This is a genomic window from Pseudomonas sp. GG8, from assembly GCF_052976945.1.
This window is the reverse complement of the sequence record NZ_JBRIIP010000001.1, coordinates 4,124,130-4,147,064: the sequence shown is the minus strand read 5'-3', so window position 1 is coordinate 4,147,064 and position 22,935 is coordinate 4,124,130. Positions and strand designations below refer to the sequence as shown.

The 22,935-nt window shown below is 57.7% G+C and carries 21 protein-coding genes; 11 read left to right on the top strand and 10 right to left on the bottom strand.

What is annotated here, in order from left to right:
* Positions 1-145 precede the first annotated feature (145 nt).
* The 3 genes from hrpA (at position 146) to ACVBEG_RS19965 (ending at position 6,763) form a co-directional block, all read left to right on the top strand.
* On the top strand, positions 146-4,057 hold the full coding sequence (hrpA, locus tag ACVBEG_RS19975) for an ATP-dependent RNA helicase HrpA (RefSeq protein WP_322217562.1): 3,912 nt from the start codon (positions 146-148) through the stop codon (positions 4,055-4,057).
* 265 nt (positions 4,058-4,322) lie between these two features.
* Entirely contained in the window at positions 4,323-5,444 is a 1,122-nt protein-coding gene (locus ACVBEG_RS19970; protein WP_322181312.1) for a beta-ketoacyl-ACP synthase III, read from the top strand.
* Between the two features lie 194 nt (positions 5,445-5,638).
* The gene (locus tag ACVBEG_RS19965; RefSeq protein WP_322181310.1) at positions 5,639-6,763 is read left to right on the top strand and encodes a GNAT family N-acetyltransferase; all 1,125 of its coding nucleotides are present in this window, start codon (positions 5,639-5,641) and stop codon (positions 6,761-6,763) included.
* Between the two features lie 27 nt (positions 6,764-6,790).
* On the opposite strand, the gene ACVBEG_RS19960 is transcribed toward ACVBEG_RS19965, so the two are convergent.
* From ACVBEG_RS19960 to ACVBEG_RS19945, 4 genes are all read right to left on the bottom strand, one after another.
* Positions 6,791-8,623: an ABC transporter ATP-binding protein gene (locus ACVBEG_RS19960; protein ID WP_443690348.1), complete on the bottom strand. Its 1,833-nt coding sequence runs from the start codon at positions 8,621-8,623 to the stop codon at positions 6,791-6,793.
* A 114-nt stretch (positions 8,624-8,737) separates the two neighbouring features.
* Positions 8,738-9,307, bottom strand: a complete 570-nt coding sequence (locus ACVBEG_RS19955) for a peptidylprolyl isomerase (RefSeq protein WP_322181306.1) — start codon at positions 9,305-9,307, stop codon at positions 8,738-8,740.
* Positions 9,308-9,464: 157 nt separating this feature from the next.
* Complete coding sequence (locus ACVBEG_RS19950) at positions 9,465-10,265, bottom strand: alpha/beta fold hydrolase (RefSeq protein WP_322217558.1); 801 nt, start codon at positions 10,263-10,265, stop codon at positions 9,465-9,467.
* 14 nt (positions 10,266-10,279) lie between these two features.
* Entirely contained in the window at positions 10,280-11,203 is a 924-nt protein-coding gene (locus ACVBEG_RS19945; RefSeq protein ID WP_322181301.1) for a LysR family transcriptional regulator, read from the bottom strand.
* 48 nt (positions 11,204-11,251) lie between these two features.
* On the opposite strand from ACVBEG_RS19945, the gene ACVBEG_RS19940 reads away from it, so the two are divergent.
* The 3 genes from ACVBEG_RS19940 (at position 11,252) to ACVBEG_RS19930 (ending at position 13,360) form a co-directional block, all read left to right on the top strand.
* Positions 11,252-11,566: a 3-phosphoglycerate kinase gene (locus ACVBEG_RS19940; RefSeq protein ID WP_322181299.1), complete on the top strand. Its 315-nt coding sequence runs from the start codon at positions 11,252-11,254 to the stop codon at positions 11,564-11,566.
* A gap of 176 nt (positions 11,567-11,742) precedes the next feature.
* Positions 11,743-12,342, top strand: a complete 600-nt coding sequence (locus tag ACVBEG_RS19935; protein ID WP_443690349.1) for an FMN-dependent NADH-azoreductase — start codon at positions 11,743-11,745, stop codon at positions 12,340-12,342.
* A gap of 139 nt (positions 12,343-12,481) precedes the next feature.
* The gene (locus tag ACVBEG_RS19930; protein ID WP_447108234.1) at positions 12,482-13,360 is read left to right on the top strand and encodes a carboxylate/amino acid/amine transporter; all 879 of its coding nucleotides are present in this window, start codon (positions 12,482-12,484) and stop codon (positions 13,358-13,360) included.
* On the opposite strand, the gene ACVBEG_RS19925 is transcribed toward ACVBEG_RS19930, so the two are convergent.
* Positions 13,344-14,612 (bottom strand): mechanosensitive ion channel family protein, encoded by a 1,269-nt coding sequence (locus ACVBEG_RS19925; protein WP_447108233.1) that lies wholly within the window; start codon positions 14,610-14,612, stop codon positions 13,344-13,346. The two genes, ACVBEG_RS19930 and ACVBEG_RS19925, sit on opposite strands and share 17 nt — an antisense overlap.
* A 201-nt stretch (positions 14,613-14,813) precedes the next feature.
* On the opposite strand from ACVBEG_RS19925, the gene ACVBEG_RS19920 reads away from it, so the two are divergent.
* Positions 14,814-16,160, top strand: a complete 1,347-nt coding sequence (locus ACVBEG_RS19920; RefSeq protein ID WP_219064628.1) for a DEAD/DEAH box helicase — start codon at positions 14,814-14,816, stop codon at positions 16,158-16,160.
* Positions 16,161-16,277: 117 nt separating this feature from the next.
* Here ACVBEG_RS19920 and ACVBEG_RS19915 read toward each other — a convergent pair whose 3' ends face one another.
* The 3 genes from ACVBEG_RS19915 to ACVBEG_RS19905 form a co-directional block, all read right to left on the bottom strand.
* Complete coding sequence (locus tag ACVBEG_RS19915; RefSeq protein WP_322181200.1) at positions 16,278-17,003, bottom strand: TorF family putative porin; 726 nt, start codon at positions 17,001-17,003, stop codon at positions 16,278-16,280.
* A gap of 163 nt (positions 17,004-17,166) precedes the next feature.
* Complete coding sequence (locus tag ACVBEG_RS19910) at positions 17,167-17,664, bottom strand: hypothetical protein (protein WP_322181198.1); 498 nt, start codon at positions 17,662-17,664, stop codon at positions 17,167-17,169.
* 183 nt (positions 17,665-17,847) lie between these two features.
* On the bottom strand, positions 17,848-18,036 hold the full coding sequence (locus ACVBEG_RS19905; RefSeq protein WP_219064632.1) for a hypothetical protein: 189 nt from the start codon (positions 18,034-18,036) through the stop codon (positions 17,848-17,850).
* 361 nt (positions 18,037-18,397) lie between these two features.
* Here ACVBEG_RS19905 and ACVBEG_RS19900 point away from each other — a divergent pair, with 361 nt between their 5' ends.
* A complete protein-coding gene (locus tag ACVBEG_RS19900; RefSeq protein WP_219064633.1) occupies positions 18,398-19,234 on the top strand; it encodes a CvfB family protein in 837 nt (278 codons plus the stop codon).
* A gap of 127 nt (positions 19,235-19,361) precedes the next feature.
* Here the strand turns inward: ACVBEG_RS19900 and ACVBEG_RS19895 are convergent, their stop codons facing one another.
* Positions 19,362-19,742, bottom strand: coding sequence for a hypothetical protein (locus ACVBEG_RS19895; RefSeq protein ID WP_322181196.1), 381 nt, complete (start codon positions 19,740-19,742; stop codon positions 19,362-19,364).
* A gap of 257 nt (positions 19,743-19,999) precedes the next feature.
* Between ACVBEG_RS19895 and ACVBEG_RS19890 the strand changes: the two genes are divergently transcribed.
* The 3 genes from ACVBEG_RS19890 (at position 20,000) to def (ending at position 21,984) form a co-directional block, all read left to right on the top strand.
* Positions 20,000-20,191, top strand: a complete 192-nt coding sequence (locus ACVBEG_RS19890) for a CsbD family protein (RefSeq protein ID WP_322181194.1) — start codon at positions 20,000-20,002, stop codon at positions 20,189-20,191.
* Positions 20,192-20,437: 246 nt separating this feature from the next.
* Positions 20,438-21,397, top strand: a complete 960-nt coding sequence (locus ACVBEG_RS19885) for a YihY/virulence factor BrkB family protein (protein WP_322181192.1) — start codon at positions 20,438-20,440, stop codon at positions 21,395-21,397.
* Positions 21,398-21,444: 47 nt separating this feature from the next.
* The gene (gene def / locus ACVBEG_RS19880) at positions 21,445-21,984 is read left to right on the top strand and encodes a peptide deformylase (protein ID WP_219064638.1); all 540 of its coding nucleotides are present in this window, start codon (positions 21,445-21,447) and stop codon (positions 21,982-21,984) included.
* Between the two features lie 20 nt (positions 21,985-22,004).
* Here def and ACVBEG_RS19875 read toward each other — a convergent pair whose 3' ends face one another.
* Entirely contained in the window at positions 22,005-22,874 is an 870-nt protein-coding gene (locus ACVBEG_RS19875; protein WP_322181189.1) for a class I SAM-dependent methyltransferase, read from the bottom strand.
* Positions 22,875-22,935: the final 61 nt, after the last annotated feature.

Sequence of the window (22,935 nt, the reverse complement as noted above, 5' to 3'; positions counted from 1 at the left end):
TGATTGTTTTTGTAGGCGCGCGCTTGCCCGCGATAAGGTCCGTATGACCGCTTCGCGGCCAATCGCAGCCTCCGGCAGCGCCTACAGGGATTGTGTTGTGCGACAATCCCCGCCTTTGCACCCATCAAAAGACTCTGCGCACCTGATGACTGACGAATCGCCCTCCATCGACCAATTGCTGAGAAACCTCGACCACGCGATGATTTCTGATCGTCATCGCTTTCGTCGTCAGTTGCATGAGCTTCAAAAGAAGCCCAACGAGGCCAAGCTGGCGCAGTGGACGGCGCGCGTGCAGGCGTCTTTTGCCCAGGTCACGGCCCGGCGCGACAGCCTGCCGGTGATTCGCTACGACGACAGCCTGCCGATTGCCGCCAAGCGCGACGAGATCAAAGCGGCGTTGCTCAAGCATCAGGTGCTGATCATTGCGGGCGAAACCGGGTCAGGCAAAACCACGCAGTTGCCGAAGATCTGCCTGGAAATCGGTCGTGGGCAGCACGGCCTGATCGGTCATACCCAGCCGCGCCGGATCGCTGCGCGCAGCGTGGCAAGCCGGGTCGCCGAAGAACTGGGGACGCCGCTGGGCGCGCTGGTTGGCTATCAAGTGCGTTTCGAAGATCAAAGTGACAGCAACACCCTGATCAAGCTGATGACCGACGGTATTCTGCTGGCTGAAACCCAGCACGACCGCTACCTGGAACGCTACGACACGATCATCGTCGATGAAGCTCACGAACGCAGCCTGAACATCGACTTCCTGCTCGGCTACTTGAAAACCCTGCTGCCGCGTCGCCCTGACCTGAAACTCATCATCACCTCGGCGACCATCGACCTGCAGCGTTTCTCCGAGCATTTCAATGACGCGCCGATTGTCGAAGTCTCGGGTCGCACGTTTCCGGTGGAAACCTGGTACCGCCCTCTGACGTCCCAGCAGGACGAAGAGGGCAATGCGGTCGAGGACGACTTGACGGTCGATCAGGCGATTCTGGCGACCCTTGATGAACTGGAAGCGTTCGAGCGTAGCGAACGCAAGAGCCCCGGCGATGTGCTGGTGTTTTTGCCGGGCGAACGGGAAATCCGTGATGCCGCCGAGATGCTGCGCAAGGCCCAACTCAAACACACTGAAATCCTGCCGTTGTACGCACGCCTGTCTCCGGCTGAACAGCAGCGGATTTTCCAGTCCCATCCTGGACGGCGTGTGGTGCTGGCGACCAACGTTGCCGAAACCTCGTTGACGGTGCCAGGCATTCGCTACGTGATTGACAGCGGTACTGCGCGGATCAGCCGTTACAGCTATCGCGCCAAGGTTCAGCGTCTGCCCATCGAAGCGGTTTCGCAAGCCAGCGCCAACCAGCGCAAAGGCCGTTGCGGCCGGGTCGAGCCGGGGCTGTGCGTGCGCTTGTACAGCGAGGAGGACTTCAACGGCAGACCGGAGTTCACTGATCCGGAAATCCTGCGGACCAACCTGGCGGCCGTGATTCTGCAGATGCTCCATCTGCGTCTGGGCGAGATCACCGACTTCCCCTTTATCGAGCCACCCGATGGCAAGGCCATCAGCGACGGTTTCAACCTGTTGCAAGAGCTGTCGGCGGTCAACCGCGAGAACCAACTGACATCGCTGGGTCGCCAGTTGGCACGTTTGCCGGTGGACCCGCGCATGGGGCGCATGTTGCTGGAGGCGGCCAAACAAGGCAGCTTGCAGGAAGTCTTGATCGTTGCCAGCGCCATGTCCGTGCAGGACGTACGAGAACGTCCGCCCGAGCGGCAGCAGGCGGCGGATCAGGCCCATGCGCAATGGAAGGACATCGATTCCGACTTTGCCGGGTTGGTCAATTTGTGGCGCGGTTTTGAAGAACAACGCCTGGCCCTGACTGCCAGCCCGCTACGCAACTGGTGCCGCAAAAACTTCCTCAACTACCTGCGCCTGCGCGAGTGGCGCGATTCCCATCGGCAATTGAGCCTGATCTGCCGTGACCTGCAGTTAACGGTCAACCACGAACCGGCCGATTACACCAAGTTGCACAAGGCCGTGCTGTCGGGCTTGCTCAGCCAAATCGGGCAGAAGACCGAAGACGGTGATTACCTCGGCGCGCGCCAGCGGCGGTTCTGGATTCATCCGTCGTCCGGGCTGGGCAAGAAACGCCCGCAATGGCTGATGGCCGCCGAGCTGGTGGAGACCACCAAGCTCTACGCGCGCATGGTGGCCAAGATCGATGCGGACTGGATCGAGCCGTTGGCCGGGCACCTGATCAAGAAGAACCATTTCGAGCCGCATTGGGAGAAAAAGCGCGGCCAGGTCGTTGCGTTCGAGCAGATCACGTTGTTCGGCCTGATCGTGGTCGGTCGGCGTCCGGTGCATTACGGGCCGATCGATCCTCAGGTATCCCGTGAACTGTTTATCCGTGAAGGGCTGGTGCGTGGCGAGATTCTTTCGCGGGCTAAATGCCTGACCGCCAACACTCAGTTGCTGGAACAACTCGACGAACTGGAGGCCAAGGCCCGCCGTCGTGACATCCTGGCCGACGAAGACACGCTATTCAGTTTCTACGAAGCACGGGTCCCGGCGGAGATTCATCAAACCGCGACCTTCGACAGTTGGTACAAGGTCGAAAGCCAGAAAAATCCGCAGCTGCTGATCATGCGCGAAGAAGACGTGCTGGCCCGCGAAGCCAGCGAAATCACGGCCGCGTATTACCCGGACACCCTGCGCCTGGGCGATCTGACCCTGGCCCTGAGTTATCACTTCGAGCCCAATCATCCGCGCGACGGGGTAACCCTGCGGGTGCCCGCGCCGTTGCTGCCGGTATTGCCTGGCGAGCGTCTGGAATGGCTGGTACCGGGGTTGCTGGAAACCAAATGCATCGCGTTGGTGCGCAACCTGCCCAAGGCGGTTCGCAAAAACTTTGTGCCGGTGCCCGACTTCATCAAGGCGGCCCTGCAGCGCATCACCTTCGGCGAGGGCTCGTTGCCCCATGCGCTGGGTCGTGAATTGCTGCGCATGACCGGCGCGCGAGTGACGGATGAAGCCTGGGTCGAAGCGACCCAGCAGCTTGAAAATCACCTGAAGATGAACCTGGAAATCCTTGACGGCAGCGGGAAATTCCTCGGCGAAGGGCGTGATTTGGCCGAGTTGACCGCGCGTTTCGCCGAGGCCAGCCAAGCGGCATTGGCTGCGCCGCACACCTCGAAAAGCCAGTTGCCTGTCGAGGCCAAAATCTTCGCCCCGGTAGCCGAAAAAACCCAACAAAACATCGCGGGCCTGTCGATGACGGTTTACCCGGCGCTGGTCGAAGAGTCGGGCACGGTCAAGGAAGGGCGCTTCTCGACGCCTGCTGAGGCCGAGTATCAACACCGCCGAGCCTTGCAGCGTCTGCTGTTGCAGCAACTCGCCGAACCCGCCAAGTTCCTGCGCAGCAAATTGCCGGGGCAGACCGAACTGGCGTTGCTCCACCGCGAGCTGGGCCGGGTCGATGGGTTGATCGAAGACATTCTGTTGGCCAGCCTCGACAGCTGCATTCTCGATGGCGAAGACAGCCTGCCGCGTGACGGTGCCGGGCTGGCAGCACTGGCCGAACGCAAACGTGCCGGCTGGACCGAGCATGCTGAGCGCCTGGCGAAACTGACACTGGATATCCTGACCCTGTGGCATGGCCTGCAAAAGCGCTTCAAGGGCAAGATTGATCTGGCGCAGGCGGTAGCGCTCAACGACATCAAGTCGCAGTTGAAGTATCTGGTGTATCCGGGCTTCGTCCGCGAAACGCCTGCACAGTGGCTCAAGGAGCTGCCGCGCTATTTGAAATCCATCGAAATGCGCCTGGAAAAACTACCTGGCCAAGTGCAGAAAGACCGGGTCTGGAGCATCGAACTGGCGGGCTTGTGGGCTCAGTATCAGGCCCGCGCCAGCAAGCATGCCCAGGAAGGCAAGCGCGACGCTGAGTTGGTGCTGTATCGCTGGTGGCTGGAGGAGTATCGCGTGTCGCTGTTTGCCCAGCAGTTGGGGACAAAAATTCCGGTTTCGGACAAGCGTCTGAGTAAGCAATGGAGCCAGGTGGATGGCTGAATAGCGCGAAAATCGGGCCGATATGGCACACTTCGCACCATTGTCCGCAGGCTGTCTGATAGAACGTTGCTGACCGTGCCGACGTTTTCGCGAGTGAATTCGCGAAAACGGAAGCTCAGTCGCCGAAGGTCGGCCCGCCTGCCAAGTGATCCAACCTGAAACCCGTGCCTTAACGGGACAGTTTTTCGTACGTATTGGTACGTTTGTACCAATCTTCAAGCCCAGCAAGTCGTTGCTTGCAACGATCAATAAGAGAGGAACGACCGTGTATAACGTCGTCATCAGTGGCACTGGCCTGTATACCCCGGCCAACAGCATTTCCAACGATGAGCTGGTGCAGTCCTTCAATGCCTATGTCGCCCTGTTCAATGCCGAAAACGCGTCAGCGATTGAGCGTGGAGACGTTCAGGCGCTGACAGAGTCGAGCGCAGCTTTTATCGAAAGAGCATCCGGCATCAAAAGCCGTTTCGTCATGGACAAGGAAGGCATTCTCGATCCGCTGCGCATGGCGCCGCGTTTGCCAGAGCGCTCCAATGACGAGTGGTCGATCCTCTGTCAGATGGGCGTCGCTGCCGCCGAACAAGCCTTGCAACGTGCAGGCAAAACCGCTGCCGATATCGACGGCGTGATTGTCGCCTGCTCCAACCTGCAACGTGCTTATCCGGCGATCTCTATCGAAATTCAGGAAGCGCTGGGTGTCCAGGGTTTCGGCTTTGACATGAATGTTGCTTGTTCGTCCGCGACGTTCGGCATCCAGCAAGCGTGCAACACCGTTAAGTTGGGCCAGGCCCGGGCGGTATTGGTCATAAGCCCGGAAATCTGCACCGGCCACCTGAATTTCCGTGACCGCGACAGCCACTTTATCTTCGGCGACGCCGCTACGGCGGTGGTGATTGAACGCGCGGACCTGGCGACCTCACCGCATCAGTTCGACATTGTCAGTACCAAACTGCTGACCAAATTCTCCAACAATATTCGTAACAACTTCGGCTTCCTCAATCGCGCGGCAGAAGAGGGCATCGGTGCCCCGGACAAGCTGTTCGTTCAGGAAGGCCGCAAAGTGTTCCGTGACGTGTGCCCGATGGTGGCAGAGCTGATCGGCACCCATTTGCAGGAAAACGCTCTGGACGTCAGGGACATCAAACGTTTCTGGTTGCATCAAGCCAACCTCAGCATGAACCACTTGATTGTGAAAAAACTGCTGGGCCGCGAAGCCTCGCTGGAAGAGGCGCCAGTGATTCTCGACACTTACGCCAATACCAGCTCGGCCGGTTCAGTGATCGCGCTGCACACATACCAAGACGACTTGCCGAGTGGCGCACTGGGCGTGCTCAGCTCGTTCGGTGCTGGCTACTCAATCGGCAGCGTAATTCTGCGTAAGCATTGATCGACGATGTCTCTTTGAGGCGCCGGTTGCCTATTCGGGTTAGATCGGCCGACACTTGGTGCATGAGCAGCAGGTATTCGGTAAGGATTTAGACGTGGCAACGGCGCTGTCTCGTCCGTTTTTTTTATTTCGGCTTACTCAGAGGATGCGCGATACTCGCCAGGCTTGTGTGCGATAACGCGTGGGGAATGCTGATGCCGCTACAACGTTTGGACAGCCTTTCAGCGCTGGCACCTGAGCTGTGGGATGCCTTGGTGCCCACTGCCCAGCCTTTTTTACGCCACGCCTTCCTCAGCTCACTGGAAGACAGCGGCAGCCTCGGCCCACATTCAGGTTGGCGAGCAGAACACTTGCTGCACTACGAAAACGGCCAACTGATTGCGGCGCTGCCCAGCTACCGTAAATGGCATTCCTATGGCGAGTACGTGTTTGACCACGCGTGGGCCGATGCCTGCAAACGCGCCGGTATCGACTATTACCCGAAGCTGTTGGTCGCCGTGCCGTTCAGCCCGGTGAGCGGGCCGCGTTTGCTGTCGGCGACCCCGGAAGCCGGGATTGAGCTATTGGCGAGCCTGCCCGGTTATATCGAAATCGAAAAGCTGTCGAGCGTGCACATCAACTTCACCGATCCGGTGGCCGATACCTTGCTGGCGGAACAGCAGGGTTGGTTGCAGCGGCTGGGTTGCCAGTTTCATTGGCAGAATCGTGGTTATCGCGACTTCCAGGACTTTCTCGACGCCTTGAGTTCCCGTAAGCGTAAGCAGATGCGCAAAGAACGCGAACAAGTGGCGGGGCAGGGCATTGAGTTCGAATGGCTCGAAGGCCATCAACTGAGCGAAGCGCAATGGGACTTCGTGTATGCCTGCTATGCCAACACCTATGCAGTACGTCGACAAACGCCGTACCTGACCCGCGAGTTCTTCAGCCTCCTGGCAGAGCGTATGCCCGAAGCGATCCGAGTGGTCTTGGCCAAGCAGGGTTCAAGGCCGGTGGCGATGGCGTTCAGCCTGATTGGCGGCGACAGTTTCTATGGGCGCTACTGGGGGTGTCTGGCCGAGTTCGACCGGCTGCACTTCGAGACCTGCTTTTACCAAGGCATGGATTACGCGATTGCCCATGGGGTGCAGCGTTTTGATGCCGGCGCTCAGGGCGAACACAAGTTGATTCGAGGCTTTGAACCGGTCATCACCCACTCCTGGCATTACCTGGCGCATCCAGGGTTGAAGGCGGCGGTCAGCGACTTCCTCGACCAGGAGAGCGAAGGCATCCTGGCCTACGCCGAAGAGGCTCGAGCAGCGTTGCCGTATCGGCAGGATTGAGGTTCAAGGCAGCTGATCGAGCCACCTTCAATCAATTCCGACAAACCCACCAGTCTGATGCTGCCACAGCCGCGCATACAGGCCGCCATGGGCCAGCAATTCAGCATGGGTGCCGCTCTCGGCGATCTGGCCTTTTTCCAGAACCACCAGGCGGTCCATGCGGGCGATAGTCGAGAGCCGGTGGGCGATGGCGATCACCGTTTTGCCTTGCATCAGGGTTTCCAGACTTTCCTGGATCGCCGCTTCAACCTCCGAATCCAGGGCTGAGGTCGCCTCGTCCATGATCAGGATGGGCGCGTCCTTGAGCAGTACGCGGGCAATAGCGATCCGCTGCCGTTGACCACCCGACAGTTTGACCCCGCGCTCGCCGACATGCGCGTCGAAGCCTGTGCGGCCTTCAGCGTCGGATAGCAGTGGAATAAACTCATCGGCGCGAGCCTTGCGCACCGCTTCCCACAGTTCTGCATCGGTGGCGTCGGGTTTGCCATAGAGCAAGTTGTCACGGATTGAACGGTGCAGTAGCGAGGTGTCCTGGGTGATCATGCCAATGCGTTCGCGCAGGCTTTCCTGGGCAACGTGAGAAATGTCCTGCCCATCGACCAGAATCTGCCCGCCTTGTAGGTCATACAGGCGCAGGAGCAGGTTGACCAACGTTGATTTGCCCGCGCCGGATGGCCCGATCAAGCCGATTTTTTCACCGGGTTTGATGTCCAGATTCAGGCCGTGGATGATGCCGCTGCTTTTGCCGTAGTGGAAATCGACATGCTCGAACTTCACACCGCCGCGCTCGACCTTCAATGCAGGCGCTGACTCGCGGTCGGTGACGCTGACCGGTTGAGCAATGGTTTGCAGGCCGTCCTGGACCATGCCGATGTTCTCGAAAATGCCGTTGACCACCCACATGATCCAGCCGGACATGTTGACGATGCGGATCGCCAGCCCGGTTGCCAGGGCAATGGCGCCGACCGAAATCGAGGATTGAGTCCACAACCACAGCGCCAGGCCGGTGGTGCTGACGATCAACACCCCGTTCATGGTGGTGATCACCGTGTCCATGGACGTGACCACCCGACCGGCCAGTTGGCTTTTTTCGGTCTGTTCTCTGATCGCTTCCCGAGCGTATTGCTGCTCGAAATTAGTGTGAGCGAACAGTTTGAGGGTGGTGATATTGGTGTAGCCGTCGACAATCCGACCCATCAGCTTGGAGCGGGCCTCCGACGACACCACCGAGCGTTCTTTGACTCTCGGCACGAAGTAGCACAGGGCGAGGATGTAGCAGACGATCCAGGCCAACAGCGGGATCATCAGGCGCCAGTCGGCTTCGGCGAACAGCACCAGCGAGCCGATGGCGTAGATCAGCACATGCCACAACGCGTCCACCGCTTGCACCGCAGAATCACGTAGCGAGTTACCGGTCTGCATGATCCGCTGGGCGATGCGTCCGGCGAAGTCGTTCTGGAAAAAGTTGAGGCTCTGTTTGAGCACATAGCTGTGGTTCTGCCAGCGAATCATGCTGGTCATGCCAGGACTGATGGTCTGATGCACCAGCAGGTCGTGCAGGCCGACGAAGATCGGTCGGAACACCAGCGCAACCACGGCCATCCAGATCAGCTCAGTGCTGTGCACACTGAAGAAATCGGCATTGGGGGTGCCTTGGGCCAGGTCGATGATCCGGCTCAGGTAACTGAACAGCGCGACTTCGATCAGGGCGCCAATCAGCCCGACCACCAACAACGCGGCGAAACTCGGCCAGACCTGACGCAGGTAATAGATGTAAAACGGCAGGACTTGGTTCGGTGGGGCGGCAGTGGGGGCGTCGCGGAAAATATCGATCAGTTGTTCAAAACGACGATAGAACATTGGTTCTGACGCCCGCCGCGGCGGGCTCTCCTTGCAGGTGAAAAACTTCCCTCATCACACCGCCTGCCTCCGACGTTGCTCACGGCGGTTTCAGGCGGCCCGATGTGCATCGACTTAGTCGATACGTTTGGCTGACTTAATCAACACAGGGGTTGAGGGTACGTTTTGCATGCCTTTTTGGGTGCTGGTAGGCGTCTGAGCGATCTGGTCGACCACGTCCATGCCTTTGATGACTTTACCGAACACCGCATAACCGAAGTCGCGAGCGCCGTTGTCGAGCATGTCATTGTCTTTGTGGTTGATGAAAAACTGGCTAGTGGCCGAGTTTACGTCCGACGTCCGCGCCATTGCGATCGTGCCGCGCACGTTGTGCAGGCCGTTGTTGGCTTCGTTCTTGATCGGGTCTTTGGTCGGTTTTTGTACCATGTACTGATTAAACCCGCCGCCCTGAATCATGAAGCCCGGAATGACCCGGTGAAAGATGGTGTTGGCGTAGAAGCCGCTGTCGACATAGCCCAGGAAGTTCTGGGTGCTGATCGGCGCCTTGGTGTCTTCAAGCTCGATGACGATCTCGCCCATGTCGGTGGTCAGCAGCACGTGGGTCGGCTTGGCGGTCGGTTGTGCGGCCATCAGATTGGCGGCGAACAGCACGGAACAAGCGGCGAGGACGATTTTTTTCAGCATGGGTCAGTGATCCTGGGTAGTGGTTTCGACTGCAAAAAAGCAATTCATGCGGGTGCGATCAAGGGCACAAGGTAAGCACGTTTGGGTTTTTTTGGACAGTGCCGGGCGCACTGTCCGAACGGATAGCGCCCGGATGGAGGTGCCCCCTACGGTTCACTCATCGCCCTGAAGCCGCTTCAGCGTCATCGACAAATGCCAGCAGTTCCCGGTTGAATGCTTCAGGTTGATCCAGCGGCGTGGCGTGCCGGGAGTCCTTGATCACCACCAGTCGAGCCTGGCGGATCAGGCCCATGTAAGCTTCTTTCAAGGCCACCGGGGTGTAATCGTGATCAGCGCTGACGATCAGGGTCGGGCAACTGATTCGTGACAGTTTTTCCTGCACGCCCCAACCGACGATGGCATCGAAACTGGCGAGATAAGCGCGTTTGTCGTTTTGCCCCCAGCGCTCGGCGATTTTGTTGCGCAGGTCGGCTTGCTCGGGTTTGGGGAACAGGGTCTGGCCCAGGCCCTTGCCGATGGCGGACATGCTGAACAGCCGCCCCAGGCCCCAGCGTTTAGCCCATTGCAAGCCGTCGTTGGCGGTTTTGAGTTTGACTTGTGGCGCGCTGTTCACGATGCACAGGCTTTTGAGCAAGGACGGGTGATCGACCGCCAATTGAAAGCCGATCATACCGCCCATCGACAATCCGACCAGGTGCACCGGCCCCAGCTGCAAATGTTCAATCAGCGCTTCGACGTCGGCGGCGAAACCGGGAATGCTGTAGCGCTCGTTGGGCTTGTCGGAGCGACCGTGGCCGCGCATGTCCATGACAATGACGCGGTAGCGCGCGGCCAGGGTCGGGATCTGGTATTCCCAGTCCTGGCAGCTTGAACCCAGGCCGTGCACCAATAGCAGCGGCGAACCCTGACCATATTCTTCGTAGTGCAATGAACAGCCGTCATGCTCAAAAAAGGCCATGGTCGATTTCCCTGTCAGGCTTGTTGTGGGGCCGCAAATGCGGCGCTCAGCGGGGCCGTGTCGAAGGTGCGGATCAGGTCGATCAGAATCTGCGTCGCGGGCCCCAGCGATTTGTCCTTGCTCGAGTAAAGATAGAACACCGGATGACGGCTGCCGCCTTGATCCAGCGGCAGGGCTTTGAGTGTGCCTTCCTGGAGTTCACGCTCGATCACGTGCCGTGGCAGCCAGGCGAAGCCCAAACCGCTGCTGACGAAGGTTGCGGCGGTTGCTAGGCTACCAACCGTCCAGCGTTGTTCAGCGCCCAGCCAGCCGACGTCGCGGGGCTGTTGACGGCCGGAGTCGCGGATCACGACTTGCAGGTGACTTTCCAGGTCCTGGAAATTCAACTCGCGATTCATTTGATGCAGCGGGTGCTCAGGGTGAGCGACGGCGACGAACTCGACGGCGCTCATTTCGGTCCCCAGGTACCCAGGGATACTGAAGCCGCTAATGGCCAGATCGGCGACGCCTTCAAGGAGCACTTCTTCGACCCCGGACAACACTTCCTCGCGTAACCGCACGCGGCAGCCACGGCTTTGCGGCATGAACGCGGTCAAGGCACGCACCAGTCGCGCGTTAGGGTAGGCTGCATCGACCACTAGCCGTACCTCTGCCTCCCAGCCTTGTTCCATATGGTGGGCCAGGTCCTCCAGTTGGCTGGCCTGCTTGACCAACTGCCGGGAGCGACGCAAGAGCACCCCGCCAGCGTCGGTCAACACCGCTTTACGCCCGTCGATACGCAATAACGGCACGCCAAGCTGGTCTTGCATCCGGGCCACGGTGTAGCTCACGGAAGACTGTGAGCGGTGCAAGGCTTCGGCCGCTTGGGCGAAGCCACCGTGGTCGACCACCGCTTGCAGTGTCCGCCATTGATCCAGGGTCACGCGGGGCGCTTTCATCACTCGCTCCTCTTGTCTAAGCTGGCACTCCAAATTGGAGACTGCCGAATGAAAAAATTCTGTTGTGTGTTGTTGGCGTTGTTGCCCGTCACTGCTTTCGCGTATCCGATTGACGTGGAAAAGGAATACAACGGTGCCCAGGTCGACTACACAAGCCACGATACCGACTACGACATGGGCGCTATTACGCTGCACAACTATGGTGCTTCTGATGCGCAGTGCACGGTGGTGTTCAGCAATGGCCCCGAAGCACCACGTACTCGGCGGGTGCAGATCCCTCCTAAAAGCAGTGTGGATGTCTCAGCCAAGTTCAGCCGCAGCATCATCAAACTGCGGATCAAGCTGACCTGCGCGCCTAAATAAAACGCTCGCTCGGGCGCTCGGGGCTGCTTCCGCTCTTCAGCGAGAGTAATGCCCCGTTTTCGATAAAACAATTTATTAGATGGTTTGTAGCAGGTTTTTACGCTTTTTAATCGATTCGCTCCTGTTTAACCTTCACTCCATCGACTCAAGACACTCTTCGATGGAGGCAACATCCCATGTCCCGCGTACTGATCATTGAAAGCAGCGCCCGCCAGCAAGACTCGGTCTCACGCCAATTGACCCAGCAATTCATCAGCCAATGGCAGGCTGCGCATCCGGCGGATCAGATAACCGTGCGTGACCTGGCGATCAACCCTGTGCCGCATCTGGATTCAACCTTGCTCGGAGGCTGGATGAAACCAGCCGAGCAACGCAATGAAACCGAGCAACTGGCCCTTGAGCGCTCCACTCAGCTGACGGATGAACTGGTCGCAGCCGATGTGTTGGTGTTGGCCGCGCCCATGTACAACTTTGCGATCCCCAGCACCCTCAAAGCCTGGTTCGACCATGTGCTGCGTGCTGGCGTGACCTTTAAATACGGCGAGACAGGTCCTCAGGGGCTGCTCATCGGCAAACGTGCCTATGTGTTGACCGCTCGTGGCGGTATCTATGCGGGCAGCAGCCTCGACCATCAGGAGCCCTACCTGCGTCAAGTGCTCGGTTTTGTCGGCATCCACGACGTCACCTTCATCCACGCCGAAGGCCTGAACATGGGCGGTGACTTCCTCGAGAAAGGCCTGAATCAGGCCAAAGCAAAACTCGCCCAGGTCGCCTGACCCCCGCGCTCCACCGACTTCCCTTGGTACCTGTTGCTCCTTAGGTGCACTGCCCGATCATCCTTTTGTGCTGATCGGGCTTTTTATTGCCTGTCTGATCCCGAAACGCTAAGGTCGCCGCCACTGAAAAGGGACGAGCATGGGCTATCTATTATTCGTGACGCTGATTCAGGCGTTTTCGTTCAACCTGATTGGCGTGTACCTGGCAGGGCACGTTGACAGCTACTTCGCGGTGCTGATTCGGGTGGTCTTGGCCGGGTTAGTGTTTATTCCGCTGACACGCTGGCGTCAGGTCGAACCCGGCTTCATGCGCGGCATGCTACTGATTGGCGCCTTGCAGTTCGGGGTCACCTACGTGTGCCTGTACTTGAGCTTTCGCGTGCTGACCGTGCCCGAAGTGCTGTTATTCACCATTCTCACGCCGTTGCACGTAACCCTGATCGAAGACGCACTGAATCGCCGTTTCAACCCTTGGGCCTTGTTGGTGGCGTTGGTCGCTGTACTGGGCGCCGGAGTCATTCGCTACGACGGGATCGACTCTGACTTCTTCGGCGGTTTTCTGTTGTTGCAGGTGGCCAACTTCACCTACGCCGCCGGGCAAGTGTTGTACAAGCATCTGGTGGCACGCTACCCGAGTGATCTGCCTCATTACCGCAGGTTCGGCTATTTCTACCTGGGGGCACTGGCCGTCGCCTTGCCGGCGTTCCTGTTGTTTGGTAATACGCAGCATTTGCCCGAAGCTCCCCAACAATGGATCGTGTTGTTATTCCTGGGGCTGTGCTCTACAGCGCTGGGCATGTACTGGTGGAACAAAGGCGCGTGCCTGGTCAACGGCGGCACCCTGGCGGTCATGAACAACCTGCACGTGCCGGTGGGGTTGCTGATCAACCTGTTGCTGTGGAATCAGCACGAAAACCTGGGCCGGTTGTTCGTGGGCGGGATGGTCATCGTGGGGTCGGTGTGGATCAGTCGATGGGGCGCCAGGCGCCAGGGTGCCGTTGCTAATCGGCTGATTTAGCGTTGCCTGTCCATCCAGCCCGAAAATCCATACCGCTGGGCTGTTGATACAGGCTCAGGCCAAACTCTGGCATCACCGCCAGCAGGTAATCGAAGATGTCGCCCTGAATTCGCTCGTAGTCGGCCCAGGCGGTGGTCAGAGTGAAGCAGTAGATTTCCAGGGGGATGCCCTGTGCGGTGGCCTGCATCTGCCGGACCATGCAGGTCATGTCCGGCTGGATATCCGGGTGGCTGTGCAGATAAGCCAGCGCATAGGCGCGGAATGTACCGATATTGGTCATGCGTCGACGGTTGGCGGACAGTGCTGCGACGTTGCCTTGGGCTTCGTTCCAGCTCTTCAGTTCGGCCTGTTTACGGCCGATGTAATCAGTCAGCAGATGGATCTGGGTGAGTTTGAGCTCTTCGTCATCGCGCACGAAACGCACGCCGCTGGCATCAATGAACAGGCTGCGTTTGATCCGGCGTCCGCCGGATTGCTGCATGCCGCGCCAGTTTTTGAACGACTCGGACATCATTCGCCAAGTCGGAATCGAGACGATGGTTTTATCAAAGTTCTGCACTTTGACCGTGTGCAGCGTGATGTCGACCACATCACCGTCGGCACCGACTTGCGGCATTTCGATCCAGTCGCCGACCCGCAGCATGTCGTTGCTGGTCAACTGCACGCTGGCGACGAATGACAGCAGGGTGTCTTTGTAGACCAACAGAATCACTGCCGACATTGCGCCCAGACCCGACAACAGCAGCAGCGGCGACCGGTCTATCAGCGTCGCGACGATAATGATTGCGCCAAAAATGTACAGAATCATCTTCGCCAGTTGCACGTAGCCTTTAATCGAGCGGGTGCGGGCGTGATCGGTGCGGGCGTAGATATCCAGCAGGGCATTGAGCAGGGCGCCCAGGGCCAGCACCTGGAACAGGATGGTGAACGCCAGCGCCACATTACCGAGGAAGTGCTTGCTGGCATTGCTCAGTTCCGGCACCAGGTTCAGGCCGAACTGGATGACCAGAGAGGGCACCATCTGCGCCAGCCGATGAAAAAGCTTGTTGTGCAGTAAATCGACAATCCAGTGCATAGCCGGTTGTCGGCCCAGTAATTTGGCCATGTGCAGGATAACGAAACGCGCCACTCGGCCTAGCGCGAGCGCGACAACCAACAGCAGTACCAACCCCAAACCAGCATGCAATACAGGGTGTTGATCGAGCATGCCCCAGAGTTCCTGGGTGCGTAGCCATACCGTTTGAATGTCCATGGGCGCGAGTGATAGTCCTGTCATTAGGGTCAGCAATTAGAACATTCCTGCCCCCTGATCGTCCGTCGTGTGCAAATCGAGTAACAAAAAACTCACCTTTTATTAAAGAAATAGCCCTTATGTCGTAAAGAAACTCGGCCTCGGCGCTCGAAACCGTTAGGCTATGCGACTGTTTTTTTGTTTTTCGTCGAGGTAGCACCCGTGTTTTCCCAATTCGCCCTGCACGAACGCCTGCTTAAAGCCGTGGCCGAGCTTAAATTTGTCGAGCCTACGCCTGTGCAAGCAGCAGCCATCCCGCTGGCGCTGGAAGGGCATGACCTGCGGGTGACTGCCCAAACCGGCAGCGGCAAAACTGCGGCTTTCGTGCTGCCAATCCTCAATCGCCTGATGGGCCCGTCCAAGGTTCGCGTCGACATTCGCGCAGTGATTCTGCTGCCGACCCGCGAACTGGCGCAGCAGACCCTCAAGGAAGTCGAGCGGTTCTCCCAGTTCACGTTCATTAAATCCGGCCTGATCACTGGCGGTGAGGACTTCAAGGTCCAGGCTGCCATGTTGCGCAAGGTTCCGGACATCCTGATCGGCACCCCTGGGCGCCTGCTGGAGCAACTCAACGCCGGTAACCTGGACCTGTCGCAGGTTGAAGTGCTGGTGCTTGATGAAGCCGACCGCATGCTCGACATGGGTTTTGCCGAAGACGTCGAACGTCTGGCCGGCGAGTGCAAGAATCGCGAGCAAACCCTGCTGTTCTCGGCAACCACCGGCGGTGCCGGCCTGCGCGAAATGATCAGCAAGATCCTGACGGATCCACAGCACCTGCAAGTCAATAGCGTGAGTGAGCTGGCTGCGGGTACGCGTCAGCAGATCATCACTGCCGACCACAACAGCCATAAAGAGAAGATTGTCCATTGGCTGTTGGCCAACGAGACGTATCAAAAAGCTATTATCTTCACCAACACCCGCGCCATGGCCGACCGCCTTTATGGTCGTTTGGTCGCGCTGGAGTACAAGGCATTTGTTCTGCACGGCGACAAGGACCAGAAAGATCGCAAGCTGGCCATCGACCGACTGAAGCAGGGCGGCGTGAAGATCCTGGTAGCCACTGATGTGGCGGCCCGTGGTCTGGACGTTGAAGGTCTGGACATGGTGATCAACTTCGATATGCCACGCAGCGGCGATGACTACGTGCACCGTATTGGTCGTACTGGCCGTGCCGGTGGCGAAGGTCTGGCGATTTCGCTGATCTGCCATGGCGACTGGAACTTGATGTCCAGCGTCGAGCGCTATTTGAAGCAGAGCTTCGAGCGTCGTGTGATCAAGGAAGTCAAAGGCACCTACGGCGGACCGAAAAAGGTCAAGGCGTCGGGCAAGGCTGTCGGCGTGAAGAAGAAAAAGACCGGCGACAAGAAAACCGACAAGAAAGGCAGCGCGAAGGCGCCGACCAAACGCAAGATAACCAACCGGCCAAAAACCGACGCGTTGTCGCTGGTCAGTGCAGACGGCAAGGCTCCGTTGAAAAAACGCAAGCCAGAAGCGCCAGCAGCTGAGTAAGCGTTAAGCAACCCACAAAAAAACCGGCCCTTTGTGTTTTGAAGGGGGCCGGTTTTTTTATGGGCGATGCACTCGCTCTTTGTAATGGCACTTACCGGAATACAGCCGTTCAGTCCCTCAGAAAAACGAGCGCACTGCCTTGAGCGTGAACATTCCCTCGCATTGGGTATTATGCCCCGTGTAAGCACTGCAGCTGTTGCCGCTCAGGCTGGAGTCGCTGTAAGTCAGATTGAGGTCGACCCCAAACCAGGGGCGCGAGACATTCAGTGACCAGTCATTGAAGGCGCTGACCGCGCTGCCGTCGCTGATCAATTGCGGTGTATCGAACTGATGATTGGCGTACTGCACCCGGAGGCCAAGACCCAGCGGCTGAAGTGTGCCCAGGTCAACGAACAAGGTGCTGTTGCGGTTTCCGGGGTCGTTGCTCAGTGCAGCGCCAAAGCGGCTGCCCAGCACGGTCAGTCCGGCGTAGAACTGGTGGCTGTCGGTCTGGCTTGCGTCCGGGTAGGTGTAGCGGATCATCCCCAGTTCATAGCCCAGGGTTTTATCGAAGGGTTTCTTGAAGCCCAGGTACGAATCCACTTCCAGGGCAGCGCTGGAGGTGGCGCCCACGCTGGGTGACCATTGCCCCGCGTACCAGCCACTGTCGTGGGTCAGGTCCAGCCCGCCATGGAACGAACCGACACCGGTAGGCTTCACCAGGCCTTGCGCCATGCTGCGCGCCGGTGTGCTACCGAGCTTGAGGTCGAAGTCGCCGAGGTCGCGCTCCAGCAGTTGCGCGGAGGCCGACTGGCAGACCAGCAAGGCGCTGAGCGCCAGCGCTCGATAGGTGTACGTGAACATGCTTCACTCCTGAAAAAGGCGAAGGAGTGTCAGGGGTGACGTTCGCGCGCCTCTGGATTTGCGCGCAGGATCACGCGGAACCCGCGAAATAGAGCCGTGCAAGGATACCGGCGAAATACGGAAGACGCGGACCGTTCGTCGATCCGGGCGAATTGTTGTGAGATTAGAGCGCCGGAGTGATCAAGCCGTTGGCTACATGGAGGGCTTGATCGAACGACGGGTAACCGCTCTTGGCGACATCCAGGTCGGCATAGTCGGCGCGGTACTGTTCGGCTTTTTTGGCGTCGCTGCTGGCCAGTTGCTGGGCGAGCAGGGCGATTGCCAGTGGATGATTACGCTTGGCTGCCAGTTCGAGCAGGTCGATGGCTTCAGCGTTATCGCTGTTCGCACGCAGCAACAGGACGGCCTGATAAAACTCTGCTTCACCGCTTCTATCCTGGCTGGCCGCGCGCTCGAGCAATGCCTTGGCCAGTTCGATATTGTCGCTACCGCCTGCGCTGATCATCAGCTTGGCCTGGAGCATGTCGTTCTGATAAAGCAGATGCGCTGAGCGACAGGGGGTGTCGCTGGACGGTTCGTCGAAGCGGGTTGAGGTGTCGCAACGATGTGATGCACAACCACCCAGGCAAAGCAGTGCGCAGAAAAGCATCCATTTGTTCATAGTGGATTCCGCGGAAGGAACTGACCGTCAGGTCATCATCCTGCCTGTCCCGCTACGGCTGTGCAACGTAGCTGTATCAAAGGGCAAGGCAACGCTTGAGAAAAAGATCATGCAACGAAGGATCGATAGCCCTAGCGCCTTGAAAAACAAAGCGCATAGAGATCGACAACTGGGGCGGGGGTATTACTTCTTGCCGAGGGTGATTTGCTTGGACGGGCCGAAAGTCTGGCCGCTGACGCCTTTAGCAATCTCTTGAATCTGACCGCCAGATTTCAGGAACGTAGCAATCTGTGCGTTGATCGAGTCGCTGGTCTCAACGGCTGGAGCTGCCTTTGGTTTCGAGTTGGATGCTTTTACGCGCATGGCTTCCATTAACCTATGTAAAATTCAATACGGCCAGCAATTGTATATGAAATGCTTGACAATTGCTTGGTAAATATAGCTCTGAAACGCATGGGTTTGGGCCTCTCCTGTTGGACAGGTTGTCACGGTATTTGGCCGCAACTGACTGTTTTAACTGAGAAGTTATTTCATGAGCGGATTTACCTGGAATAGAGCGGTGGGGCCAGGGCCTCTATTGATCTGACGAGCGGAGGCGCGGGACGCTCGGCGTTATGAGCAAATCATTGATTGTTATAGTCTTTCTGATCGGCCTCGCGCCTCGTCGGCGGGAGCCGCGAACACAATGGCAAACTCGGGTAGAATGCCGCCCACGTAATGAGGGTATTTGGAAATGGCTTTAGTCGGGCGCTACAACAGCTTGCAAGTGGTAAAACACACTAACTTTGGTTTGTATCTGGACGGCGCTCAGGACGGCGAAATCCTCCTGCCCAATCGCTATATCCCGAAAGATATTCCCAGCGAAGATGAAGACTGGCTCAATGTCTTCGTTTACCTGGACAGTGACGACAAGCTGATTGCCACCACTGAGAAACCCAAGGTCCAGGTCGGTGAGTTCGCCAGCTTGAAAGTCCTTGAAGTGAACAGCATTGGCATTTTCCTTGATTGGGGCCTGTCCAAGGATCTGTTGCTGCCTTACTCCGAAGAAAAGCATTCGTTGCAGGCTGGCGATTATTGCGTGGTCCACGTTTATCTGGACAAGCACACGCGCCGGATCACCGCTACCGCCCGGCTGGATCGCTATCTGGACAAGACGCCCGCCGATTATAAGGTCGGACAAGAAGTCAATTTGCTGGTGGCTGAAGCGACGGACATGGGCTTCAAGGCCATTATCAACAACAAGCATTGGGGCCTGATTCACAAGAACGAAGTGTTCAAATTCTTGCGCCCGGGCAAAGAAGAGAAAGGCTTCATCAAAGAAATTCGCGCGGACGGCAATATCAGCCTGAGCCTGCAACCGGTGGGTGAGGAAGCGGCCAGCAGTCTGAACTCGAAGATCCTCACCAAGTTGCGGGAAAACAACGGCGTGCTGCCGGTCAGCGATAAGAGCGATCCGCAAGTGATCAGCGGCTTGTTCGGGGTCAGCAAAGGTAACTTCAAGAAAGCGATTGGTGCGCTGTACAAGCAGGGCCAGATCGTTATTCACGCGGATCGCATCGAGCTGGTCTGAAGGCTCAGCCTTTCCGAACGCAATGCCGACAGGCCACGGTGTGGCCCTGCAGTGCGTTCGGTCCGCGGCCCATTCGAGGAAAAAGCCCAAGCCGTCGGCTCAATCTCACAGGGATGTCTCGTGGGGCCTATTTCTGCACGAAGGACGCGAACGGCACATTGGCACCCGCAGGGCGAACGTCTTTAAGGAACGAGTCCTTGTCGGCGCTCAGTTCCAGGCTGAGGCTCGAGTTGCGTTTGTCCTTGTTGCGGACCACCAGGCCTTCCATATGATCGCGCAGATACACCGTTGGCACTTTCAAGTGCAGCAGTTCATCGGTGCTCGGTGTGTGCAGTAGCAAGTGCACCCACTCGTATTGACCGATCTTCAGGCGGCTCATGGGCAGGTCAAACCACCAGATGTTCTTGTTGGTGTTCAGCACCGTGAAATGGGTGTTGTTGACACCGAGCACGGCACCGCCGAGTTCCTGGTTCCTACGAGCGATGGCCAGCTTTTTATCGAGTTTCATAACGTTCCTGTGGATCTGTGTGTACAGCGCGGTGGCCTTGACCACCACAGCCTGACTGCGTTGCGCATTCTCGGGGGTTGTCGCGCAAACTTAAAGTTAAACCTGCATTACGCGGTGAAATGGCCGGGTTTTAGAGCATTGAGTCTGCGACGAACGGAAAGACCGACTGGGAAATTTTTTGAAACTCTGCGCGACGGAGGTGGGTCAATCCTTATGTCGAGGTTATGACGCTTATTTTCCTACCCTGGAGAAACACCATGAGCAGCAGTGGCGATAAAATCAAAGGCATGACCAACGAAGCAGTGGGTAACGTCAAGCAAGGCATTGGCAAAGCCACTGACAACCCGAAACTCAGGACTGAAGGCAAGGCCCAGGAAATCAAAGGTAAAGCCCAGGAAGCCGTAGGCAAAGCAAAGGATGCGGTGAAAAAGGGTGTCGATAAAATCTGAGTATGTAAGTGAGCTAGCAGTGAATCGCAACGGTCATCTTTTGATGGCCGTTGCTCTATCTGATCACGCTGTTTACAGGGCTTGAGTAATGGGCCGAATAACCGGAAAAGGATTGATACCTCTTTGGCGTCGCCAATTGGGCTACCTTAAGGTAGAACGCCTGCCTGTGGACAGAAAGGCTGAGCAGTTGAAGCGCCCACCTATCGATCAATGAAGTCGGCTTGAGTTGTAGGGTAAGGAGATACGATGATTTTTCCGGAGTTGCGCCAGCTTCCATTGGGTAAGGTGATGGTGCATACCGTCAACGAGTTCATTAATGATGAAATGTCGACCTATGCGTCGGCATTAGCGTATCAAATGCTGTTTTCGCTTTTTCCGTTTCTGTTGTTTCTCATCGCCCTGATCGGCTTTCTGCACCTGCCGGACTTTTTCTCCTGGCTGCGCCTGCAATCGGAACTGGTGTTGCCGCCACAGGCGCTTGAGCAGGTTAATCCAGTGATTGATCAGTTGCAGCAGTCCAAGGGCGGGTTGCTGTCGGTCGGTATCGTTATCGCGCTATGGACCGCCTCGGCGGGTGTGCGCTTGATGATGAGTGCCATGAACGCCGCCTACGATGTGGTGGAAGGGCGGCCAATCTGGAAGCGTTTCCCTCTGTCGATTCTCTACACCGTGGGTATTGCCGGAATGTTGCTGGCCGCCGCTGCGTTCATGGTCACCGGACCGCAAGTGATGAACTGGCTGGCCGGGCAGATCGGCATGGAGGACTTTATCGTCACCTTGTGGACCGTCCTGCGTTGGCCCTTGATCATCATGTTGTTGATGGTGGCGGTGGCGTTGATTTACTACGTCATGCCTGATGTGGAGCAGAAGTTTCGCTTCATTACTCCCGGTTCGGTCCTGGCCGTGGTGGTTTGGATTGTGGCCTCTCTGGGCTTTGGTTATTACGTGAAAACGTTTGCCGATTACAACGCCATGTACGGCAGCATCGGCGCGATCATTGTGCTGTTGCTGTATTTCTATATTTCGGCGGCGGTGCTGTTGCTCGGCGCGGAAATGAATGCGGTGATCGAACACATGTCCGCCGAGGGCAAGAATCCGGGGGACAAAGCATTCGGCGCTAGCCATCAGCCTGATGACAAGCATCACATCTCCGGGCTCGGGCGTGATCATTCCATCCCGATGCCTGTGAAGGCTGACGAATCATGAGCATGATGTGGCACGATTGTGCCCTTGGCTGACCTATAAGGCTTTTTATGATTCGAGAAATTCTGAAAATGGGCGACGAGCGCTTGCTGCGAATCGCGCCCCCGGTACCTGAAGCCCTGTTCGGTACGCCGGAACTTGAGGCCTTGATTGCAGACATGTTCGAGACCATGGACAGCGTCGGCGGAGTAGGTCTGGCGGCACCGCAAATTGGTATCGATCTGCAATTGGTGATCTTCGGTTTCGAGCACAGCGAGCGTTACCCGGAAGCGGATGCCGTGCCGCAAACCATTCTGCTCAATCCGTTGATCACACCCCTCAGCCCATTCCTGGAAGAGGACTGGGAAGGGTGTCTGTCAGTACCGGGTTTACGCGGCGCTGTGGAGCGTTACGAGCATATTCGTTACGAAGGTTTCGATCCGGATGGCAACCCGATTCAGCGCATTGCTCATGGCTTTCATGCCCGCGTAGTGCAGCATGAATGTGATCACCTGATCGGCCGGTTGTACCCCTCGCGGATCAGCGACTTCAGTAAGTTTGGTTACACTGAAGTGCTGTTTCCGGACATGGACCCCGACGCGGACGAGTGAGTCTGCGGGTAGGCGAATGTTTAGTGGGCGATCTGGACCGGCTTGATGAAGCGCAGAGTCATTCGGTCCGACTCGCCAATTTCCAGGTACCTGGCCCGGTCCTGTTCTCCCAATCTCAAGGACGGTGGCAGGGTCCATACCCCTTGTGGGTAGTCCTTGGTATCTGCTGGGTTGGCGTTGATTTCGCTTTCGTCCGCTAGGGTGAACCCGGCTTCGGTGGCCAGCTTGACCACGTACGTGGTGGGCAGATAGCCGCTCTGTTTGATGGCCTCCAGTGAGGCTCCTTCTTTGGCCCGATGATCGACCACACCCAAGGTACCGCCCGGTTTCAGTACCGCGTAAAACGCCTTGAACATCGCTGGCGCGTCGTCAGCCATCACCCAGTTATGCACATTACGGAACGTCAGCACAGTATCCGCAGACGCCGGTTTGCCGAAGACCGGTGCTTGCGGGTCGAACTCAATGATCTGCGCCTTGCCATAGCGCGCTGGATCGGCGGCGAACTTCTGTTTCAGGCTGTCGGCGGCCTTACGGTAATAATCGCCGCTGGCAGGTGTCTGTACAGCTGCAATGTAATGACCTTCGTCCTTGAGCAACGGCGCCAGCAGCTCGCTGTACCAGCCGTTGCCGGGGGTAATTTCAATCAGGGTCTGATTGGGGCGCACACCGAAGAATTGCAGGGTTTGTTGCGGATGACGATATTGATCCCTTGCACGATTTTCCGGTGATCTCCATGCCCCCGATAACACCCTGGAAAACTGCTCTGCCGTGACGGCGAAAGCAAGCGCGGGCAGTGTTTCAGGGTGTGTGGTTGCAGGGTTTTCGGCGGCCTGGACCAGAGCGGTCCCGAGCAGGGTGGTGAGGGAGTAAGCGATAAGCTGACGTTTCATTACCAGTCCTTGTCGTCCAGGCCCGACTCGAGCCCATCCAGCTCGGAGGCTACCACGCAGA

What these genes read in the sequence shown, in the direction of transcription:
- hrpA (WP_322217562.1), top strand. Translation starts at nt 146, where the DNA reads ATGACTGACGAATCGCCCTCCATCGACCAATTGCTGAGAAACCTCGAC.
- ACVBEG_RS19965 (WP_322181310.1), top strand. Translation starts at nt 5,639, where the DNA reads ATGCCGCTACAACGTTTGGACAGCCTTTCAGCGCTGGCACCTGAGCTG.
- ACVBEG_RS19960 (WP_443690348.1), bottom strand. Translation starts at nt 8,623, where the DNA reads ATGTTCTATCGTCGTTTTGAACAACTGATCGATATTTTCCGCGACGCC.
- ACVBEG_RS19955 (WP_322181306.1), bottom strand. Translation starts at nt 9,307, where the DNA reads ATGCTGAAAAAAATCGTCCTCGCCGCTTGTTCCGTGCTGTTCGCCGCC.
- ACVBEG_RS19950 (WP_322217558.1), bottom strand. Translation starts at nt 10,265, where the DNA reads ATGGCCTTTTTTGAGCATGACGGCTGTTCATTGCACTACGAAGAATAT.
- ACVBEG_RS19945 (WP_322181301.1), bottom strand. Translation starts at nt 11,203, where the DNA reads ATGAAAGCGCCCCGCGTGACCCTGGATCAATGGCGGACACTGCAAGCG.
- ACVBEG_RS19940 (WP_322181299.1), top strand. Translation starts at nt 11,252, where the DNA reads ATGAAAAAATTCTGTTGTGTGTTGTTGGCGTTGTTGCCCGTCACTGCT.
- ACVBEG_RS19935 (WP_443690349.1), top strand. Translation starts at nt 11,743, where the DNA reads ATGTCCCGCGTACTGATCATTGAAAGCAGCGCCCGCCAGCAAGACTCG.
- ACVBEG_RS19930 (WP_447108234.1), top strand. Translation starts at nt 12,482, where the DNA reads ATGGGCTATCTATTATTCGTGACGCTGATTCAGGCGTTTTCGTTCAAC.
- ACVBEG_RS19925 (WP_447108233.1), bottom strand. Translation starts at nt 14,612, where the DNA reads ATGGACATTCAAACGGTATGGCTACGCACCCAGGAACTCTGGGGCATG.
- ACVBEG_RS19915 (WP_322181200.1), bottom strand. Translation starts at nt 17,003, where the DNA reads ATGTTCACGTACACCTATCGAGCGCTGGCGCTCAGCGCCTTGCTGGTC.
- ACVBEG_RS19910 (WP_322181198.1), bottom strand. Translation starts at nt 17,664, where the DNA reads ATGAACAAATGGATGCTTTTCTGCGCACTGCTTTGCCTGGGTGGTTGT.
- ACVBEG_RS19905 (WP_219064632.1), bottom strand. Translation starts at nt 18,036, where the DNA reads ATGGAAGCCATGCGCGTAAAAGCATCCAACTCGAAACCAAAGGCAGCT.
- ACVBEG_RS19900 (WP_219064633.1), top strand. Translation starts at nt 18,398, where the DNA reads ATGGCTTTAGTCGGGCGCTACAACAGCTTGCAAGTGGTAAAACACACT.
- ACVBEG_RS19895 (WP_322181196.1), bottom strand. Translation starts at nt 19,742, where the DNA reads ATGAAACTCGATAAAAAGCTGGCCATCGCTCGTAGGAACCAGGAACTC.
- ACVBEG_RS19890 (WP_322181194.1), top strand. Translation starts at nt 20,000, where the DNA reads ATGAGCAGCAGTGGCGATAAAATCAAAGGCATGACCAACGAAGCAGTG.
- ACVBEG_RS19885 (WP_322181192.1), top strand. Translation starts at nt 20,438, where the DNA reads ATGATTTTTCCGGAGTTGCGCCAGCTTCCATTGGGTAAGGTGATGGTG.
- def (WP_219064638.1), top strand. Translation starts at nt 21,445, where the DNA reads ATGATTCGAGAAATTCTGAAAATGGGCGACGAGCGCTTGCTGCGAATC.
- ACVBEG_RS19875 (WP_322181189.1), bottom strand. Translation starts at nt 22,874, where the DNA reads ATGAAACGTCAGCTTATCGCTTACTCCCTCACCACCCTGCTCGGGACC.